Origin of the sequence: Bacillus sp. P14.5 (genome assembly GCF_003316765.1) — a bacterium.
Taxonomy (GTDB): Bacteria; Bacillota; Bacilli; order Bacillales; family Bacillaceae_B; genus Rossellomorea.
Genome location: NZ_NIJF01000104.1, coordinates 1 through 14,916 on the forward strand (window position 1 = coordinate 1; position 14,916 = coordinate 14,916).

General features: G+C 41.3%; 15 protein-coding genes and 1 pseudogene. 8 read left to right on the plus strand and 8 right to left on the minus strand.

All coding sequences use genetic code 11. The features are described 5' to 3' along the window. Nucleotides 1–553 precede the first annotated feature (553 nt). On the minus strand, nt 554–688 hold the full coding sequence (locus B9Z54_RS26280) for a hypothetical protein (RefSeq protein WP_275887834.1): 135 nt from the start codon (nt 686–688) through the stop codon (nt 554–556). 53 nt (nt 689–741) lie between these two features. Then, on the minus strand, nt 742–951 hold the full coding sequence (locus B9Z54_RS20625) for a hypothetical protein (RefSeq protein ID WP_113930258.1): 210 nt from the start codon (nt 949–951) through the stop codon (nt 742–744). A gap of 301 nt (nt 952–1,252) precedes the next feature. Here B9Z54_RS20625 and B9Z54_RS20630 point away from each other — a divergent pair, with 301 nt between their 5' ends. From B9Z54_RS20630 to tnpB, 7 genes and pseudogenes are all read left to right on the plus strand, one after another. Further along, complete coding sequence (locus B9Z54_RS20630) at nt 1,253–1,591, plus strand: Mpo1-like protein (RefSeq protein WP_113930259.1); 339 nt, start codon at nt 1,253–1,255, stop codon at nt 1,589–1,591. Next, nucleotides 1,581–1,931: a CHY zinc finger protein gene (locus B9Z54_RS20635; protein ID WP_240190035.1), complete on the plus strand. Its 351-nt coding sequence runs from the start codon at nt 1,581–1,583 to the stop codon at nt 1,929–1,931. Before B9Z54_RS20630 ends, B9Z54_RS20635 begins: the two co-directional genes overlap by 11 nt. A 176-nt stretch (nt 1,932–2,107) precedes the next feature. Then, the gene (locus B9Z54_RS20640; protein ID WP_113930260.1) at nt 2,108–3,115 is read left to right on the plus strand and encodes a BMP family ABC transporter substrate-binding protein; all 1,008 of its coding nucleotides are present in this window, start codon (nt 2,108–2,110) and stop codon (nt 3,113–3,115) included. A gap of 25 nt (nt 3,116–3,140) precedes the next feature. Next, a complete protein-coding gene (locus B9Z54_RS20645) occupies nt 3,141–4,928 on the plus strand; it encodes a sensor histidine kinase (protein ID WP_113930261.1) in 1,788 nt (595 codons plus the stop codon). A gap of 181 nt (nt 4,929–5,109) precedes the next feature. Continuing rightward, entirely contained in the window at nt 5,110–5,340 is a 231-nt protein-coding gene (locus B9Z54_RS20650) for an excisionase family DNA-binding protein (RefSeq protein ID WP_113930262.1), read from the plus strand. A gap of 107 nt (nt 5,341–5,447) precedes the next feature. Next, nucleotides 5,448–6,380, plus strand: coding sequence for a manganese-dependent inorganic pyrophosphatase (locus tag B9Z54_RS20655; RefSeq protein ID WP_113930263.1), 933 nt, complete (start codon nt 5,448–5,450; stop codon nt 6,378–6,380). Nucleotides 6,381–6,630: 250 nt separating this feature from the next. After that, nucleotides 6,631–7,772, plus strand: a pseudogene (gene tnpB / locus B9Z54_RS20660) (IS200/IS605 family element RNA-guided endonuclease TnpB). Nucleotides 7,773–7,852: 80 nt separating this feature from the next. On the opposite strand, the gene B9Z54_RS20665 reads toward tnpB, so the two are convergent. Genes B9Z54_RS20665 through B9Z54_RS20675 form a run of 3 tightly spaced genes read right to left on the minus strand, consistent with a single transcriptional unit; the run spans nt 7,853 to nt 10,435 of the window. Further along, nucleotides 7,853–8,638: an ABC transporter permease gene (locus B9Z54_RS20665; protein WP_113930264.1), complete on the minus strand. Its 786-nt coding sequence runs from the start codon at nt 8,636–8,638 to the stop codon at nt 7,853–7,855. Between the two features lie 2 nt (nt 8,639–8,640). After that, nucleotides 8,641–9,453, minus strand: a complete 813-nt coding sequence (locus B9Z54_RS20670) for an ABC transporter permease (RefSeq protein WP_162785312.1) — start codon at nt 9,451–9,453, stop codon at nt 8,641–8,643. A 4-nt stretch (nt 9,454–9,457) separates the two neighbouring features. Then, nucleotides 9,458–10,435, minus strand: a complete 978-nt coding sequence (locus tag B9Z54_RS20675; protein WP_113930266.1) for an ABC transporter ATP-binding protein — start codon at nt 10,433–10,435, stop codon at nt 9,458–9,460. A 189-nt stretch (nt 10,436–10,624) separates the two neighbouring features. Here B9Z54_RS20675 and B9Z54_RS20680 point away from each other — a divergent pair, with 189 nt between their 5' ends. Then, entirely contained in the window at nt 10,625–11,362 is a 738-nt protein-coding gene (locus B9Z54_RS20680) for a MerR family transcriptional regulator (RefSeq protein ID WP_113930267.1), read from the plus strand. Nucleotides 11,363–12,215: 853 nt separating this feature from the next. Here B9Z54_RS20680 and B9Z54_RS20685 read toward each other — a convergent pair. The 3 genes from B9Z54_RS20685 to B9Z54_RS25910 all read right to left on the minus strand — a co-directional run bounded on the left by B9Z54_RS20685 (nt 12,216) and on the right by B9Z54_RS25910 (nt 14,876). Continuing rightward, on the minus strand, nt 12,216–13,490 hold the full coding sequence (locus B9Z54_RS20685; RefSeq protein WP_113930268.1) for an ATP-binding protein: 1,275 nt from the start codon (nt 13,488–13,490) through the stop codon (nt 12,216–12,218). 198 nt (nt 13,491–13,688) lie between these two features. Further along, the gene (locus tag B9Z54_RS20690; RefSeq protein WP_113930269.1) at nt 13,689–14,045 is read right to left on the minus strand and encodes a hydrolase; all 357 of its coding nucleotides are present in this window, start codon (nt 14,043–14,045) and stop codon (nt 13,689–13,691) included. A 201-nt stretch (nt 14,046–14,246) separates the two neighbouring features. Further along, a complete protein-coding gene (locus B9Z54_RS25910) occupies nt 14,247–14,876 on the minus strand; it encodes a hypothetical protein (protein ID WP_240190036.1) in 630 nt (209 codons plus the stop codon). Nucleotides 14,877–14,916: the final 40 nt, after the last annotated feature.

Below are 14,916 nucleotides of genomic sequence, written 5' to 3' on the forward strand. Positions count from 1 at the left end.
TCCAGAAGGGTGAGTGGATACATGAGTGATCGTTTTCAGGAGAGATATGTATACAGAAGGGGTGAGTGGATACATGAGTGAACGTTTTTGGTGAGATATGTATCCAGAAGGGAAGGGTGGGTGTATGAGTGATCTCTTTTTGAGGAGAGATATGTATCCAGAAGGGGAGGGTGGATACACGAGTGGTCGCTTTTTAGGTAAGATATGTATCCAGAAGAAGAGAGTGGATACATGAGTGATCTCTTTTGAGTCGAGATATGTATCCAGAAGAAGAGAGTGGATACATGAGTGAACTCTTTTGAGGAGGGATATGTATCTAGAAGGGGTGAGTGGATACATGAGTGAACGTTTGTAGGTGAGATATGTATCCAGAAGGGGAGAGTGGATACATTAGTGCTCGTTTTTAGTTGAGATATGTATCCAGAAGGGTAGAGTGGATACACCAGTGATCTCTTTTGAAGCCGAATATCTTCCCAGAAATAGAGCCTGGGTACACAATTGGCCTCTGTTGAGAAGAGACATGTACCCAGATATTAAAATTCCCAACTTCATTCTAATGCAGATCATTCTTCTTCTGGTTTTTCTGTTCTTTAAGTGAATTTGTCTTTGGGTTTGCGGATAACGCTTTTTTGGCAGCAGTTGAGCCCAGATTATTATTGGGAGCAGCCTGCTCATTCCAGTCAGTCATGGAGTAACACATCCTTTCATTCGGTGAGGAAGGACAGCTCAAACATTATGTTGTTATTCACCTTTTATCAAGGAATCCAGCTTTTTCATTTCCTTGTCTTCATTGAGGTGGACAGGCAAAGAATTTTCCGGACGTGCAAAATCTTGTTTTGTATCAATGGTTACACCCATTTGGGTACCGCTGCTGTCATTGATGACAGTTTCATTTTGGCCGTCAAAGTGGGGAGTTGTTTGTGAATGTTGATTCTGATTTTCGTTTGGCATAGATTCATCTCCTTTCTGTCTAGGATTCGAATATAGCGAGATAGATATTCCTGAGTTTGATATTTGGTATAATGGGTAAACTGTTTCGTTATAATTTCCGCTTTTGTAAACTTTCCAAATTCCTAATTTTCCCCCGGGATATAAACTACTCTCTTTTCATTCTTGCCAGGGGTGGTTCACGGTAATGAAGGGAACTTTATGAACACTGATATTAAAGAGCAGAAAAGTTTAAGAAAAAGGTATAGATGTGTTTTTGTCGAATTGATAAAGTAATCGCTTACATTTAAGGGGGGAGTTTATATTGGACTTTAAAAGTTATGAAGAGTTTTGGCCGTTTTACCTTTCACAGCACAGCAAACCGTCAACCCGGGCATGGCATTTTGTCGGTACTAGCTTTGTGTTCGTCTTTATCCTTTTAACTGTTTTCACCATGAATTTCTGGCTTCTTCTGCTGGCGCCGGTAACCGCGTACGCTTTTGCGTGGGTCAGCCACTTTTTCATAGAAGGAAACAAGCCGGCCACTTTTGGACATCCTGTCTGGTCACTGAGAGCGGACTTTCGCATGTACCGATTGATTCTATTTGGCCAGCTTCAAAAAGAGCTGGATAAGAACCCGGAACTGAGAACAAGTGCAAAATAGTTCAATCTTGATCAAAGGACACAGGGTAAAAGGGACCGACGTGGATACTGAAACCAGATGCAGACACTATCATACCGATAAAGACATCATTGCCATAAAATTTAAATGCTGTAATACTTATTATCCGTGCCACTTATGTCACAAAGAAACAGCAGGTCATCCAGCGGAAGTTTGGGGAGTGGAGCAGAGAGGCGAGAAAGCCATCCTTTGCGGGTCGTGCGGGCATGAACTCACCATCGATGAGTATATGAACTGTGGATCAAGCTGTCCGGAATGCAGCGCTGTTTTCAATTCGGGCTGTTCTCTTCATTATCATTTATATTTTGAAATACACGATTGAGGCCGTGCCAGCAGGTCTCAGTCTTTTTTGTTTTAACGTTGAGTTACCTAATAATAGGGAGCTGAATTAACAGTTGCAGCATTGTTGATTCATGTCGAATTTTGCAAAAATATGTAGCTCTATGAATAGGAAATCGCTATGAAAAAAGAGATAACTAAATAAGGGAGTTCTGGAAAATGCATCAAGCCAAGCAATTGAAGATGATTTCAATCATTGCCGGAACCGTCTTTTTGATTTTTATACTTATTGTCGGTCTTAAAGCGAAAGCGATTTTGAAAAGTACCATAGAACATTCCGAACATGCCAAGCCGGTGACAATCCTCACTTCTGATGTGGTCACGGATCAAAGTTGGGGAAGTCTTGCCTATAAAGGGAAATTGAAGGTGGAAGAACAGTTCCCTGTAAAGGTAAATTTAATCAGCGAACTGACGGAAGAAATTGAAACGAAGGCAGCGATTCAGGAAGCCGCGGAGAGCGGTGCAAAGCTCATCATCGGTCATGGCCGTGAATTTTCGGGGGTATTTGCCGTTATGGCGCCAAAATTTCCCGGTGTCCGTTTTGTTACGCTGCACGGAGAAGCTAAGGTGCCGAACCAGACGGTTTATACTTTTGATCAGGGTGAAGTTGAATATTTCGCTGCTTTGTCTGCTTCAATGATCACCAAATCAGGGAAGATTGGACTATTGGATCCTTATGAAGCTAGAAAGAGAAACCAAAGTTTTGAAATGGGGTTGAAGCACTATATGCCGGAGGCTGAATTTTTTTATGAGACAGTCGGCAGCCGGGATGATGGAGAAAAGGCAGTAAAGCAAGCTGGCATGATGGCCGAAAACGGGGTGGATGTCATTTATGCAAAAGGCAACTCCTATAATCGCGATGTAATTCAGTACGCTAAAGAGAAGGGCATCTATGTGATTGGATACCTGGACGACCAGTCTTATATGGGCAGGAAAACAGTGCTCACATCTGTGCTGAATGATATTCCTCAAGCTTATACTGCTATCATCGATGACTTTCTCAGTAAAGAAGGGATCGCCTCTGGAACTGTAATGCTTGATGAGAGTGACGGCGTCTACAAGCTGGCTCCATTTGGCCCCATGTTTACAAACCGTGAAAAAGAATCTATAGAGACAGAAATGAAAAGATACAAAGATGGAGAATTTACATTTCAGAAATTGAAGTGAAAAAGTTCATGCGGGAGGGAAATCGATGAATAAGATGCTTGGAAAAATATCATTCCGGAACAAGATTACTTCCATTCTCCTTTTCATCACCCTGCTGCTAAGCGGCTATTCACTTGTGCTTGTGGAATCGATCGATCAGGTGAATGAAATCGGTACGGCCATCAGATCGGAGAGTCTTCCGGAAGTGCTCTGGCTTACCCATTGGGAAAAGGAACTGGCTGTAAAAGAGCACTTGGCGGAAGGTTATTTGCTGGACAGTTTATGCTGCGGCTTCCTGGAATCTTATGACCAAGTTCAGGAAAAGAGCGATCAGGAGCTGATTTCTCAATATGGAGATATTCCTGAAGAATTAACAGAACTCAGGAATGAGATCAGCCTGCTCGATTTTAATGTGGAAAACAAGTTCAAGGGTCTCATCCTCTACAATAATGAAAGAGGGGCGGAAGATTTTATACGGCATGAACATCTTCCGCTTATCAGAGGGCTGCGTGCAGAAATCAGCAATGAGCAGACGATTATCCTGGCCTCGTTGAATGAACAATCAGAAAAAATTCCTGACATAATCAAAAAATCCTTATGGCTGCTCATCATTCTTACTTCAGCGGCCGTAACTATATCTTTCATGGCATCCTATAGAATCAGTGCAAGCCTGACGAATCCGTTAGAGAAATTGACGGACGGGGTGAGGCAGATCAAGCAAGGAAAGTATGGCCTTCTTTTAAAAGATAACAGCCAGCTGGAGCTTGAGGATTTGACCTCTTCCATAAATGAAATGTCAGTACAATTGAAATCTTCCTTTCAAAAAATCATCAAGGATAAATCCTATCGGGAGCAAATTATGAATACTCTGCCTGTCGGAATCATCACGGTAGATGAAAGGAAGAACAGCACTCTTAATGATTGGGCCCGGAAGTTGCTGCTGATTGATGAGGACGAGCTCAGTTCGCAAAGCAGGGGAATTGAAAATAGAGCATTTTGGTCTATCTTCCTTTCGGAACAAGAGTGCAGGAATAAGAAAGTCATATACACAAAGAATAATGCCGACTACACACTATTAGTATCACAGACAGCTTTCTTGAATAAAGAAGAGATTGAGGCCGGGCGGATCTTTTACTTCGTGGATATTACTGATACAGAAAAACTGGAAAAGCGAATCCATCAATCAGAAAAGCTTGCTGCAATTGGGGAGATTGCTGCGGGTGCAGCTCATGAAATTCGTAATCCTTTAACAGTCATACACGGATTTATATCTCTGATGGGAAGTTCCATTTCCAGCGATAAAAGAGAACAGTTTCGTATTCCTTTATTAATGAAGGAAATTGAAAGAATCAACTTTATCATTGAAGAAATGCTGATGCTTTCAAAACCGGGAGCACCCATTAGGCAAAAAGTGTTTCTCGAAGATATTCTCGGTGAAATTCTCCCTCTGATCAGGAAGCAGACAGAAGCAAGGGTTTCGTATGATATCCATATGGAAAAAGTTTCGATTGCGGCAGATGTTCACCAGGTTAAACAGGTGTTCCACAACTTGATACGAAATAGCGTGGAGGCAATGGAGGGCGAGGGGACCATCAGTATCACTTCCCAAGTAAAAGATAATCACTACGTCATTTACTTTAAAGATGATGGACCGGGAATACCAAAACAGGATTATAATTCTCTCTTCCAGCCCTTCTATAGTACAAAGGTCAATGGCACAGGCCTCGGGTTGACGATTGTCCAAAGAATCATTGAAAATCATGGAGGAACAATAGAAGCAGATCCAAGGGTTGAAAAAGGAACATTGTTCATCATTACATTGCCTGTTCTTTAATAAGAGCAGGCTTTTGCGGTTTTGGTGGTTTGAAAGCCTGTTGAATGCATATGAGCCAGGCTCAAATCGCAGGAAATAAGCCTGGCTCAAATATTTTGTCTTTCCATTGTGTTAAAATTGATAAAAGAAGTGCCGGAACTGTGATGAGGTTTCAGTGAATTTTGGCCATAGAGGTGAAATCATGTATTTAACAGTGAAAGAATTGGCAGACTATCTGTCGCTTCCAGAGGTATACATCGAAGCGTTAATAGAGCAGAAAAAAATCAGAGCCGTTCATGATGGTGAGCAGTATCTTGTCAACAAAGACAATTTTCAAAATTATCATGAACAGCTGGAAACCTATAAAAAGCTTTTTGAACAGTGGCAGAATGAACCGATTCCTGAGGACCCTGATATTAAAGATGAGGATTGAAGGCACCTAGGGACACGCCATCTCAAATATGATAAAATACTGACGTATGGTATAGTTTTATTGGTAAATTTATTCCACCGCATAACAAAGTTAAAAGGAGAGTCATGATGGAAAAAGTATTGATTTTTGGACATAAGAATCCTGATACAGATACAATCTGTTCTGCTTTGGTATACGCAGACTTGAAAACACAATTGGGTATGAAAGCTGAACCGGTCCGCCTTGGAGAAATCAACGGCGAAACGCAATATGCTCTTGACCATTTCAAAGTCGAAGCTCCCCGTCTTGTTGAGAAAGTGGCAGCAGAAGCAAAGGAAGTTATCCTTGTTGACCATAATGAGCGCCAGCAAAGCGCTGATGACATTGATGAGGTAAGGGTCCTTGAAGTAATCGATCACCACAGAATCGCAAACTTCGAAACAAGCGATCCATTATACTACCGTGCGGAGCCAGTTGGCTGTACGGCGACGATTTTGAATAAAATTTATAAAGAAAAAGGCTTGAGCATCAGCAAAGAAATGGCAGGTTTGATGCTGTCTGCCATTATTTCTGATTCCCTTTTGTTCAAATCTCCAACTTGCACAGACGAAGATGTGGAAGCAGCACGGGAGCTTGCTGAAATTGCAGGCGTGGATGCTGATGAGTACGGGCTTGAAATGCTTAAAGCAGGAGCGAGCTTAGGTGATAAGACGTCGGCAGACCTGATTTCCCTTGATGCGAAAGAGTTTCAAATGGGAAGCTATAAAGTTGAAGTGGCACAAGTAAATGCGGTTGACACAGATGAAGTCCTTCAACGCCAGGGCGAGCTGGAGGAAGCTATTTCCAAAACGATCTCTGATAAAGGCTTGGATCTTTTCCTGTTTGTGACAACGGATATCCTTAACAGCGATTCAGTTGCGCTGGCATTAGGAGAAAAAACCGAAGCGGTGGAAAAAGCTTATAATGTTCAGCTGAACAACAACACTGCGGTACTAAAGGGCGTCGTTTCACGTAAGAAACAAATTGTTCCTGTACTGACAGACACATTGAAGAATATGTAATACAAAAGAACCGGCAGAAGGAGTCTGCCGGTTCTTTTAATGCGTTTTTATCTAAAAAATGGTGAGAAAACTCCCTCTTCAAGCGTGTGAAGGGTATAGCCCAACGGTAAGGGGGAGATGAATCGCCTGCCTATGGTCTCTATTAAAAAAACTTTGGAAGAAACATATGTTCCCAAGGTACCATCTTTCTTGGTATAATTACTACAAGGAGGTGAAACCATTTGAATGTTAAAAAACCTTTAAATTCAGGATCTATCCAAATCACGAACAGATTGAATTAATCAATAAAACGTTCGGTTGTTCCCGGTTCATCTACAACTATTTTGTTGGGAAACAAAAGAAGAAAGACGCTTATTGGTCTATCGTAAATGAAATGGTACAGAATGGGCAGCTTTCACAGAACAATTGGAAAGGTGAATTTTTCAACAAGAACCAATCCATCAAAGCTGTTCGAGAGCTCAAGAAGACCTATTCATTCTTGAAAGAAGTCGATAGTATTGCCCTTCAGAAATCAGTTGAAATCGTTCATGATTCCTACACACGGTATTACAAAAAACAAAATCGTTTACCTCGCTTCAAATCGAAGAAGACCCCCGTTCAATCCTATACCACAAAGTTTGTGAACGGGAATATACAAGTGAAAGATAAACACATCAAATTGCCAAAACTCGGCCTGGTTCGCATTGCCAAAAGTCGTGAGGTCGACGGGCGAATAATGAACGCCACCATTAGACGAAACCCTTCAGGTAAGTTCTTCGTTTCGATATTGGCTGAATCAGAAGTTCAACCCTATAAGAAAACCGGCACCTCTGTCGGAATCGACGTAGGTTTGAAGGATTTCGCAACTCTTTCAGATGGCACAACTTATAAAAACCCCCGCTTTTTCCGTACACTAGAAAAGAAAATAATTAATGCCCAACGCATTCTTTCAAGGAGGCAATTGGGTTCTTCGAATTGGACTAAACAAAAAAGAAAGTTGCCCGGCTGCACGAAAAAATCGCTAATGCAAGAAAAGATATGCTGGATAAAATCTCTACCGAAATAGTCAAAAACCACGACATTATCGGCATTGAAGATTTGTCCGTCAAAAAAATGTTAAAAAACCAAGACCTTTCAAAAGGAATCAGCGAAGTAAGCTGGGCCCAATTCAGGTCTATGTTGGAATACAAATCATTATGGTACGGCAAACAGGCGATAGCCGCAGCGAAAAATTTCCCTTCCAGCCAGCTATGTTCTGTATGTAATCATAAGTATAAAGCCGTTAAAGATCTTGCGTTGCGTGAATGGACGTGTCCAAACTGTAAAAGCAACCATCAAAGGGATTTTAACGCAAGTATAAATCTTCGCAATGAAGCTTTGCGATTAACCGCAGGGACTGCGGGGATAGCCTAACCAAAAATGAACCAATAGGTTTGTGTTCTTAGGAATCCCCCGCTTCAAGCGACCTGTAAGGGCGGTAAGTGGTGGGTAGTTCAAGAGGTGGCACTTGAATATCTCCTGATGCCCATCTTCCATAGAAAATTTGTGAATAGTAAAATACCCAGAGTCAGAATGATAAGCCCGGTGAACGGCATGATCGATAATCCATTGTATAAAACATAAGTGGGAACGGATGCGACTACACCTACTGGCACTAATGTATAAAGGATCCATTTGATGAAGGGAGGATACATATCAACAGGATATTTTCCCATCGTCCAAATGCTCGTGAAAAGAACAAATCCTCCTCCAGTTCTCCCCAGCCAAAAGCCCAGCGTGCCAATCCACATGCGGAAAGAGTAACTGAGTACCAATGAACACCCCATCAGGGTAAAAAACTGGACGATTTGAATGGCTGTAAATTGAATAAAGTTGAATAAGATAGATCCGCAGATGATGGTTAAACCCAGCAAAATATCATTTACCGCCCAAACGTTACAGCTCCCAAAACTTGATAAAAATTGTGTGTTTTCCGGCATGAGAATGGTTTCATCCAGGTTCCCGTCTACAATTTTATCCGGTAGTATCTGGACGTTTTCCATGACAAAGAATCCTAGGATTCCGGCGACAAGCTGATAAACGCCTAACAACGTTACGATTTCAGAAAAGGTCCAGCCGGCGAGAGAGTCGGTATGGTTAAACACAATACTAAGTCCAAGGAGGCCGCTTCCAAAGTAAAAAAGGGTGGAAACAGCTTGCGTGACAAAATTGATTCGATAAGGGAGCTGAGTCATTAAAGATGTCTTGAAAAACAATAGTATTAATGCGATTTTTTTCATGATTACCCTCCGAGCGCAGAATATCTTTTAATTCCGTTTTTATAGACCCACGTACATAACAGTAAAAGGATGAACATCCATCCATATTGAAGTAATAAACCATGACTTAAGGAAACACCTTTAATTCCTATTAATGTTTCGGCAGGAAACCCTAACATCCCGTAAAACGGAAGGTAGTAAGCAATTTCCCCGAAAACACCGTTAATCAGGAATAGTGGAGCGACCTCGCCCCCGATTAAGAAAATCACCACTTCACCCGCATTCACAAGGGAATGAGTCTTTTCTGTCCAGAAAGCAGTTAATGTCAGCAGGTACAGCCATAAGAACCGAAGAATCGAAGCATTGATAACCGTTAAGATAAACAACATTATATTTGATAGAGAAGGCAGACTTGTTGGGGAGAAGCTTATCCAAAGCAGAATGATCAATGGAATCGAAACGGTATAGGAGACTATCTTGACGGCTAGATTCTCCCCTATTACGGAATACAAAAGATGGTGCGGTTTTAATAAGAGACTTGTGATTTCCCCGCTGTAAATATTCATCCCGAGCATGTGATGCTCATAAGACACCGTCAGCTGGCGAACCATAATAATGGCTAAATAATAGATTAAAAATTCAGCGGAACTCCAGTCATTCACTGTCTGTTCTTGGGCAGTAACAGCTTGCCACACGAGTAAAGATACCAGAGGAGTGATAAGTTGCGAAAAGACCAATAGATACATGAAGGACCTCCAGCTGAAAACATCCATTGTTTTCCAAACTGCGTATCCTTTTATCAATCGAAGTGAATTCAGTACCCCGCTGCTATTCATGAGTTTATACCACCTCCGATTTGTATAGTTGTTCAATCGTACTATCGAAGGATGGATTTTCAACGGTAAGGTCAAGGATGGAATGGTCGGAGAGCAATCTGGCTGTAATGGCAGGGACTCTCTCGCTGGGAACTCGTAAAGTGATCTTTCCATCGATTTCATTATCTAAGACACCATATAAATCCCAGGCAATCTCAGTGGAAACTTGCTCAGGAGTGAAGATGATAAGTTTGTAAGGGGTAAGACTTTCTATGAGATGGTTCATATTCCCATCAAATAACAATTTTCCCTCATCAATTACCATGATTTTTCCGCAAAGTTGTGTGACATCTTCCATGTAATGAGAGGTCAACATAATCGTGGCATTGGTTTCCCGGTTGTATTCTTTTAAAAAATGACGGATACGATTTTGTGCATTACTATCCAATCCAATTGTCGGCTCATCAAGGAATAAGACTTCCGGGTTGTAAACTAATGAACAGGCGAGTCCGCATCTCATCCGTTCCCCAAGAGACAGCGTTCGAAGAGGCTTCTTATAGTAAGGCTCAATTCCCAGCCAACTCACAATTTGATTGGAATTCTTCCTGAATTCACTGTAGTCCATATCATAAATGATGCGCTGCATTTCCAAAGCATCCAGGGCTGTAAGGTCTGCTGGAGAAAATAATGGTTTGCTGCCTCTTATTAAGGCGATCTTTTTTAAATAATCAGGCTGTCTCTTGTAAGGGGTATACCCTGACACCGAAATCGTTCCCGAACTTGGATGCAGAATGCCGCTCAGCATTTTTAAAGTCGTACTTTTGCCAGCTCCGTTCGATCCTATAAATCCGGTCATTTCTCCTTTAGCAATTTCAAAGGAAATAGTTTTTACTGCTGAAATCTCTTTTTTCTGCCGTTTTAAAAAGCTGGACATCGCCCCCTTAAGTCCTGATTCTCTGACTGGAACGACATAATTCTTTTTCGCATTATCCACATAAATCATGGAATCCCTCCTAAAAATGTTTTTCTGACTATTCCAATTTATAACTTATATTTTTATGATAGCACTCTAACGCAAGGTTCAAGGGTTCACTGCTTTTGGCCTATTCAAATCAAGATTTTATAGTTAGAATATTTAAAAAGGGTGGAACCAGACTTCAATGTCTAAAATTAATGTTAGGGGTTTTTGGGAATGAATTTCTATCGAGGAATTGATATTACACGGCCGTTTAAACTAAGCCCGGATTTATTGCGTAAATATGAATCGCTGGGGTTAATTCCACATGCAAGCCGTGGAAAAAACAACTACCGCCTGTACACTGAGACACATAAACGTTTTTTCGAAGCTTCAAGAAAAATGTTAATGGGATTTGCTTGGTTAGAAGTTGCGAAGATGATGAATGGTTTGGTCAAAGGAGATTATGAGGGGGCAGCAGTGTCAGCAATTGAATTCCAAGCGGTTCTTGTAGAAAACTATAAAGAGAGTCAAAAAGTGATTTCTCGAATACGTGAAACCCTCGATAACCAGCAAGGAAGTGATCAATCCTACATAAAACGCATAGAACGTCCCATTACGATCAGTGAAGTATCTTCTATCATAAACATACCGGTATCAACACTCAGAGTATGGGAAGATAAACAGTTATTCAGTCCGATCAGAGGGGACAATAATTACCGGTACTTCAATCAAAAACTTGTAAATCTTCTTTTTATCATTAAACTTCTCCGTCTATCAGGACTGGGATTTGAAAGATGTCAGGAGATTTTGAAAGAGATAGAAAAAAAGAATTATAAGGAAACCATCACTGTTCTTGAAAATAGGGCGGCTGAATTGAAAAGGGAAATAAACAGCGGGCTTAAAGCATTAGGCTATCTCAATGATCTCGTCCTTTTCCTTGAGGAAACTGAGTACCAGAATGAAAGCCATTAGAATTTAAAAATGAAAGAGATGGAAGATTATTTTGCGTCAGAATTTTTCGATATATTTTTAGTGAACACTAGATAGATAATAGAGCTAATATAACGCTCTTTTCGCAAAAATTGTGGCTTTGAGAAGTAATGGATTTCCGCTCCAATCCTTTTACGTAAAGGGGAATGAAGGTGAAATCGAATTCTAAACCAATATTTCTATAGAGAAAAGCCTTTAAGTTAGTAACGGAATCTGTTTTCTAGTGCAAAACAAAAATCACACATTAAAAGGCGTGCCAAATCACATCGATTTTGACACCTCTCTTTTATTCACTTTATGGTATTTTTTTCCGATGAATCAGTTCAATTGGTAATACAAAAATGCACGCTAAACAACAAATGACAAACTTTTTGTTCTACAAAATTTGTGGGACCATTTCCTATACACTTTTATTAATAATGTTAATGTAAATGAGATGCGGTTAACTATAAAGAAGCTAGCAATGATTTGATTGGAACGGAAGGTGCGTGATCTCTTGCGGGACTAGCGTGACAGGTGAGACCCCACAGGCGAAAGCCGAGGAGGCTCACCGCACGCCCCGCGGAGTCACGCACCTGGAGTGGAAATCATTTCACCTTCCTTTGAATCAGCCACAGACCGTTTTTAAACATGTTACCATTGTTTTTTGGCTGTAAACTAGCCAACCATTTCGGCTGCTAATTAGAAGTTTGTATTTCAAATTAATTGATGCTCTTTCGGAAATATCTCAATTTCTCCCCGAATACTCTTTTCTTCTTGCATACCAAAAATATTTCCTGTGGTTCATATAAAGTAGCAGCAAAATTTATGAAATGAGGCCAAAAAAAAAGCGAATTCACTCAGAATTCGCTTTTTCGCCGTCCTCATGTAAGGGAAGGGAGATCCGGACTGTTGTCCCTTTTGCAAACTGGCTTTCGTATTCAATTCTGCCGTGCATTTCACGGATGATTTTGTTTGTGACCATACTGCCAAGACCGGTCCCTTTAGATTTTGTTGTATAAAAAGGCAGGCCGATTTTGCTAAGTTCCTCCTGAGTCATGCCAATTCCATCGTCGGAAATGAGTATATCAATGGTATCGGATGTCATGCCGGAACGGATATCTATCGTTACTGTGCCCCGTTCATTTTCAGTAGATTCGATTCCGTTTTTGATGACATTCATTACGGCCTGCTTTAAATGATGCTCATCGCCAAGGATAAAGTATTCTTTTTCCATCTCAAATAAAATAGAAGTATTAGAGTAGGCGGCAAAAGGTCTGAGCAGGTCCACGCTTGTCTGGATGGCTCTAGTCAGGTTGATGGCTGACAAGTGGAATTTTTCCGGCTTGGTAATGTTCAGATAGTCAGTGATGATTTTGTTAGTCCGGTCCAGCTCATCAAGTATAAGCGGAGAAAACCTCTTGAATTGTTCATCTTTAGTATCTTCGCTTAGGTGCTGGATGAACCCTCTGACAGTGGAGAGCGGATTTCTGATTTCGTGTGCTATGGAAGCAGCCATCTGCCCGACCATGTTCAGTTTATCAAGATAGACCATTTCCTCAATCTGTGCATTCGTTTTGATCAGTCTCTCAATGATCATGACCAGGGAGAGGAAAGTAAAGTAGAATGTGCTGAAGTAAATGATATAAAAAGGAAGCTCCAGCATAGTGATAGTAAAGTGAATAATAATAATATAAAGTGCAGAATAAACAGATAGTATCAAGGCGCTGACCAACAATTTATGCTGCGACCTTAAGAGCATTTTTTGAAATGCCAGCGCGACGATGAAAGCGATAATTGAAACAGCCAGCCCGATGACGACAAAGGGTCCTCCGATAAGATACCGTGTAAAGCACACGACCACAAGGACCATACTGCCCGAGAGCAGCCCTCCATAGATTGTCGTAATCATGATGGCGATCATCCGTAAATCAAAGTGGGTGGCCCCTAGGGTTTCAATTGGGTAGAACATACAAAACAAGGCACCCAAAGAACCGATGAAACCATATGAGATTTTCTGTTTCAGCTGCAGCTGCTGCAGTGGCTGAAAGGGAAAGAAGATATTTGCATTGAAGGTAAATGAAAATAGGATTGTTATGTTGACCAATAAAGTCTTAATTAGAATAATCAAGTACTATCCTCCACCTATAGAGATCCTTGCAGTTTGCTAAGCAAGCAGCAGCCGATAATGGGCGGCGGCCGCTTGAATCTATACTTGTTTGTTGTTTAGCATATCAATCATTGAGGATTTGAACAATCATTTTTGTTTGCACTAGTACAAGATGAACAAATGCAAAAACGCCCAGGCTGATCAGCCCCGGGCGTTTCCTTATTTCAAATTTTCGATATCATCCCGCACATGCGGTTTGTGCTCATCAAGCACCCCGATTTTCTCGATATGCCGTTTTGTCTCAGTGTCGCCCAATTGATAGATCCTTGCATAAACTTGCTGCAGGGACTTATCATAATTGGCGTCTTGGGGATCATCATGATATTGCTTGAATGGGATGTGGGAACGGAAGAAGGTAGAAACATCATCATCGTAGTTGTCATCGAAGAATCTCTTTAAATCTTCCCTTTCTTCTGGTGTAGCCAGAATATGCAGGCCGGCACTTTCTTCAAAGGAAGGCTCCTCCAGGATATCCCCGCTTCTCATATCCACGTAATAAGATCTTTTAGCTTCCATTTTTTTTGCCTCCTCGAATTCATCTATTTTTGTATCTATTTCAAGCACTTTTTAGGGAAGGTAACCCAAATAGATTACTTATTATGTATAAATACCTCTTTTGCCTTAGGATTAAACAGAATCACCTGAACAACCCCCTCAGTCAATAAAAATAAGAGTCCGCTCACAGGAGCGGGCTCTTGTTTTTTTTGCCTGTTGAGATTAAATATCTCCTTCAAATCTGCTCAATTCACTGTTTACAAGTCTGTGAGGGTCAACCAGCTGTCCATTGGCGTTCAGTCCCCATACAGAAATGAGGACCCTGTCATCTGATGGCAGGAACCTGAATTCAAATTCGTCGAAATTCGCGAAATACGTTCTTGAGACTTTTGAACCCGGGGAACTTTCTGCAGCAAGGTTAATCTGCTCTAAAACATATAGATTTTGGGTATTGGTCAGATAATAACCTTGTATTTGGACTGACACCGCAGTATCATTAGGATTTTCAATTACCACATACAGCTGTCTTGTCGGACGTGCCGATGGCGGACGGTTGGCGATTGGCCCTGTTGTGACAAAAGGTTGTCCGGGCGGCACCTGCAAGAATGGGGTAAAATCAACGGGTCCTACAATGTCCACTCCGGGAGTTGGCCCTGCAGCTGAACCCCAGAAGTTGTTCTCGGCATCTACTGCAACAGCAGAATTATTAACCATTGCTGTCCCATTTGCGATAAACGTGTTGTACCTGATTTGGGGAGGGACTACAACGGGACTTGCGATGGAGATTCCAACTGAATTCCCAATAATTCTGTTCCTTTCAACTGTTTGAGCTGCAGGGCTTGCCAGTCTCATTCCAAATTCTGCAGCGCCTCTGACAGTATTCTCTGATATC

Bases quoted from the DNA above. Each gene is read 5' to 3' on its own strand.
- B9Z54_RS20670 (WP_162785312.1), bottom strand. From the start codon at position 9,453: ATGAATAGCAGCGGGGTACTGAATTCACTTCGATTGATAAAAGGATAC.
- B9Z54_RS25910 (WP_240190036.1), bottom strand. From the start codon at position 14,876: ATGAGACTGGCAAGCCCTGCAGCTCAAACAGTTGAAAGGAACAGAATT.
- B9Z54_RS20645 (WP_113930261.1), top strand. From the start codon at position 3,141: ATGAATAAGATGCTTGGAAAAATATCATTCCGGAACAAGATTACTTCC.
- B9Z54_RS20680 (WP_113930267.1), top strand. From the start codon at position 10,625: ATGAATTTCTATCGAGGAATTGATATTACACGGCCGTTTAAACTAAGC.
- B9Z54_RS26280 (WP_275887834.1), bottom strand. From the start codon at position 688: ATGACTGACTGGAATGAGCAGGCTGCTCCCAATAATAATCTGGGCTCA.
- B9Z54_RS20640 (WP_113930260.1), top strand. From the start codon at position 2,108: ATGCATCAAGCCAAGCAATTGAAGATGATTTCAATCATTGCCGGAACC.
- B9Z54_RS20625 (WP_113930258.1), bottom strand. From the start codon at position 951: ATGCCAAACGAAAATCAGAATCAACATTCACAAACAACTCCCCACTTT.
- B9Z54_RS20655 (WP_113930263.1), top strand. From the start codon at position 5,448: ATGGAAAAAGTATTGATTTTTGGACATAAGAATCCTGATACAGATACA.
- B9Z54_RS20650 (WP_113930262.1), top strand. From the start codon at position 5,110: ATGTATTTAACAGTGAAAGAATTGGCAGACTATCTGTCGCTTCCAGAG.
- B9Z54_RS20690 (WP_113930269.1), bottom strand. From the start codon at position 14,045: ATGGAAGCTAAAAGATCTTATTACGTGGATATGAGAAGCGGGGATATC.
- B9Z54_RS20675 (WP_113930266.1), bottom strand. From the start codon at position 10,435: ATGATTTATGTGGATAATGCGAAAAAGAATTATGTCGTTCCAGTCAGA.
- B9Z54_RS20665 (WP_113930264.1), bottom strand. From the start codon at position 8,638: ATGAAAAAAATCGCATTAATACTATTGTTTTTCAAGACATCTTTAATG.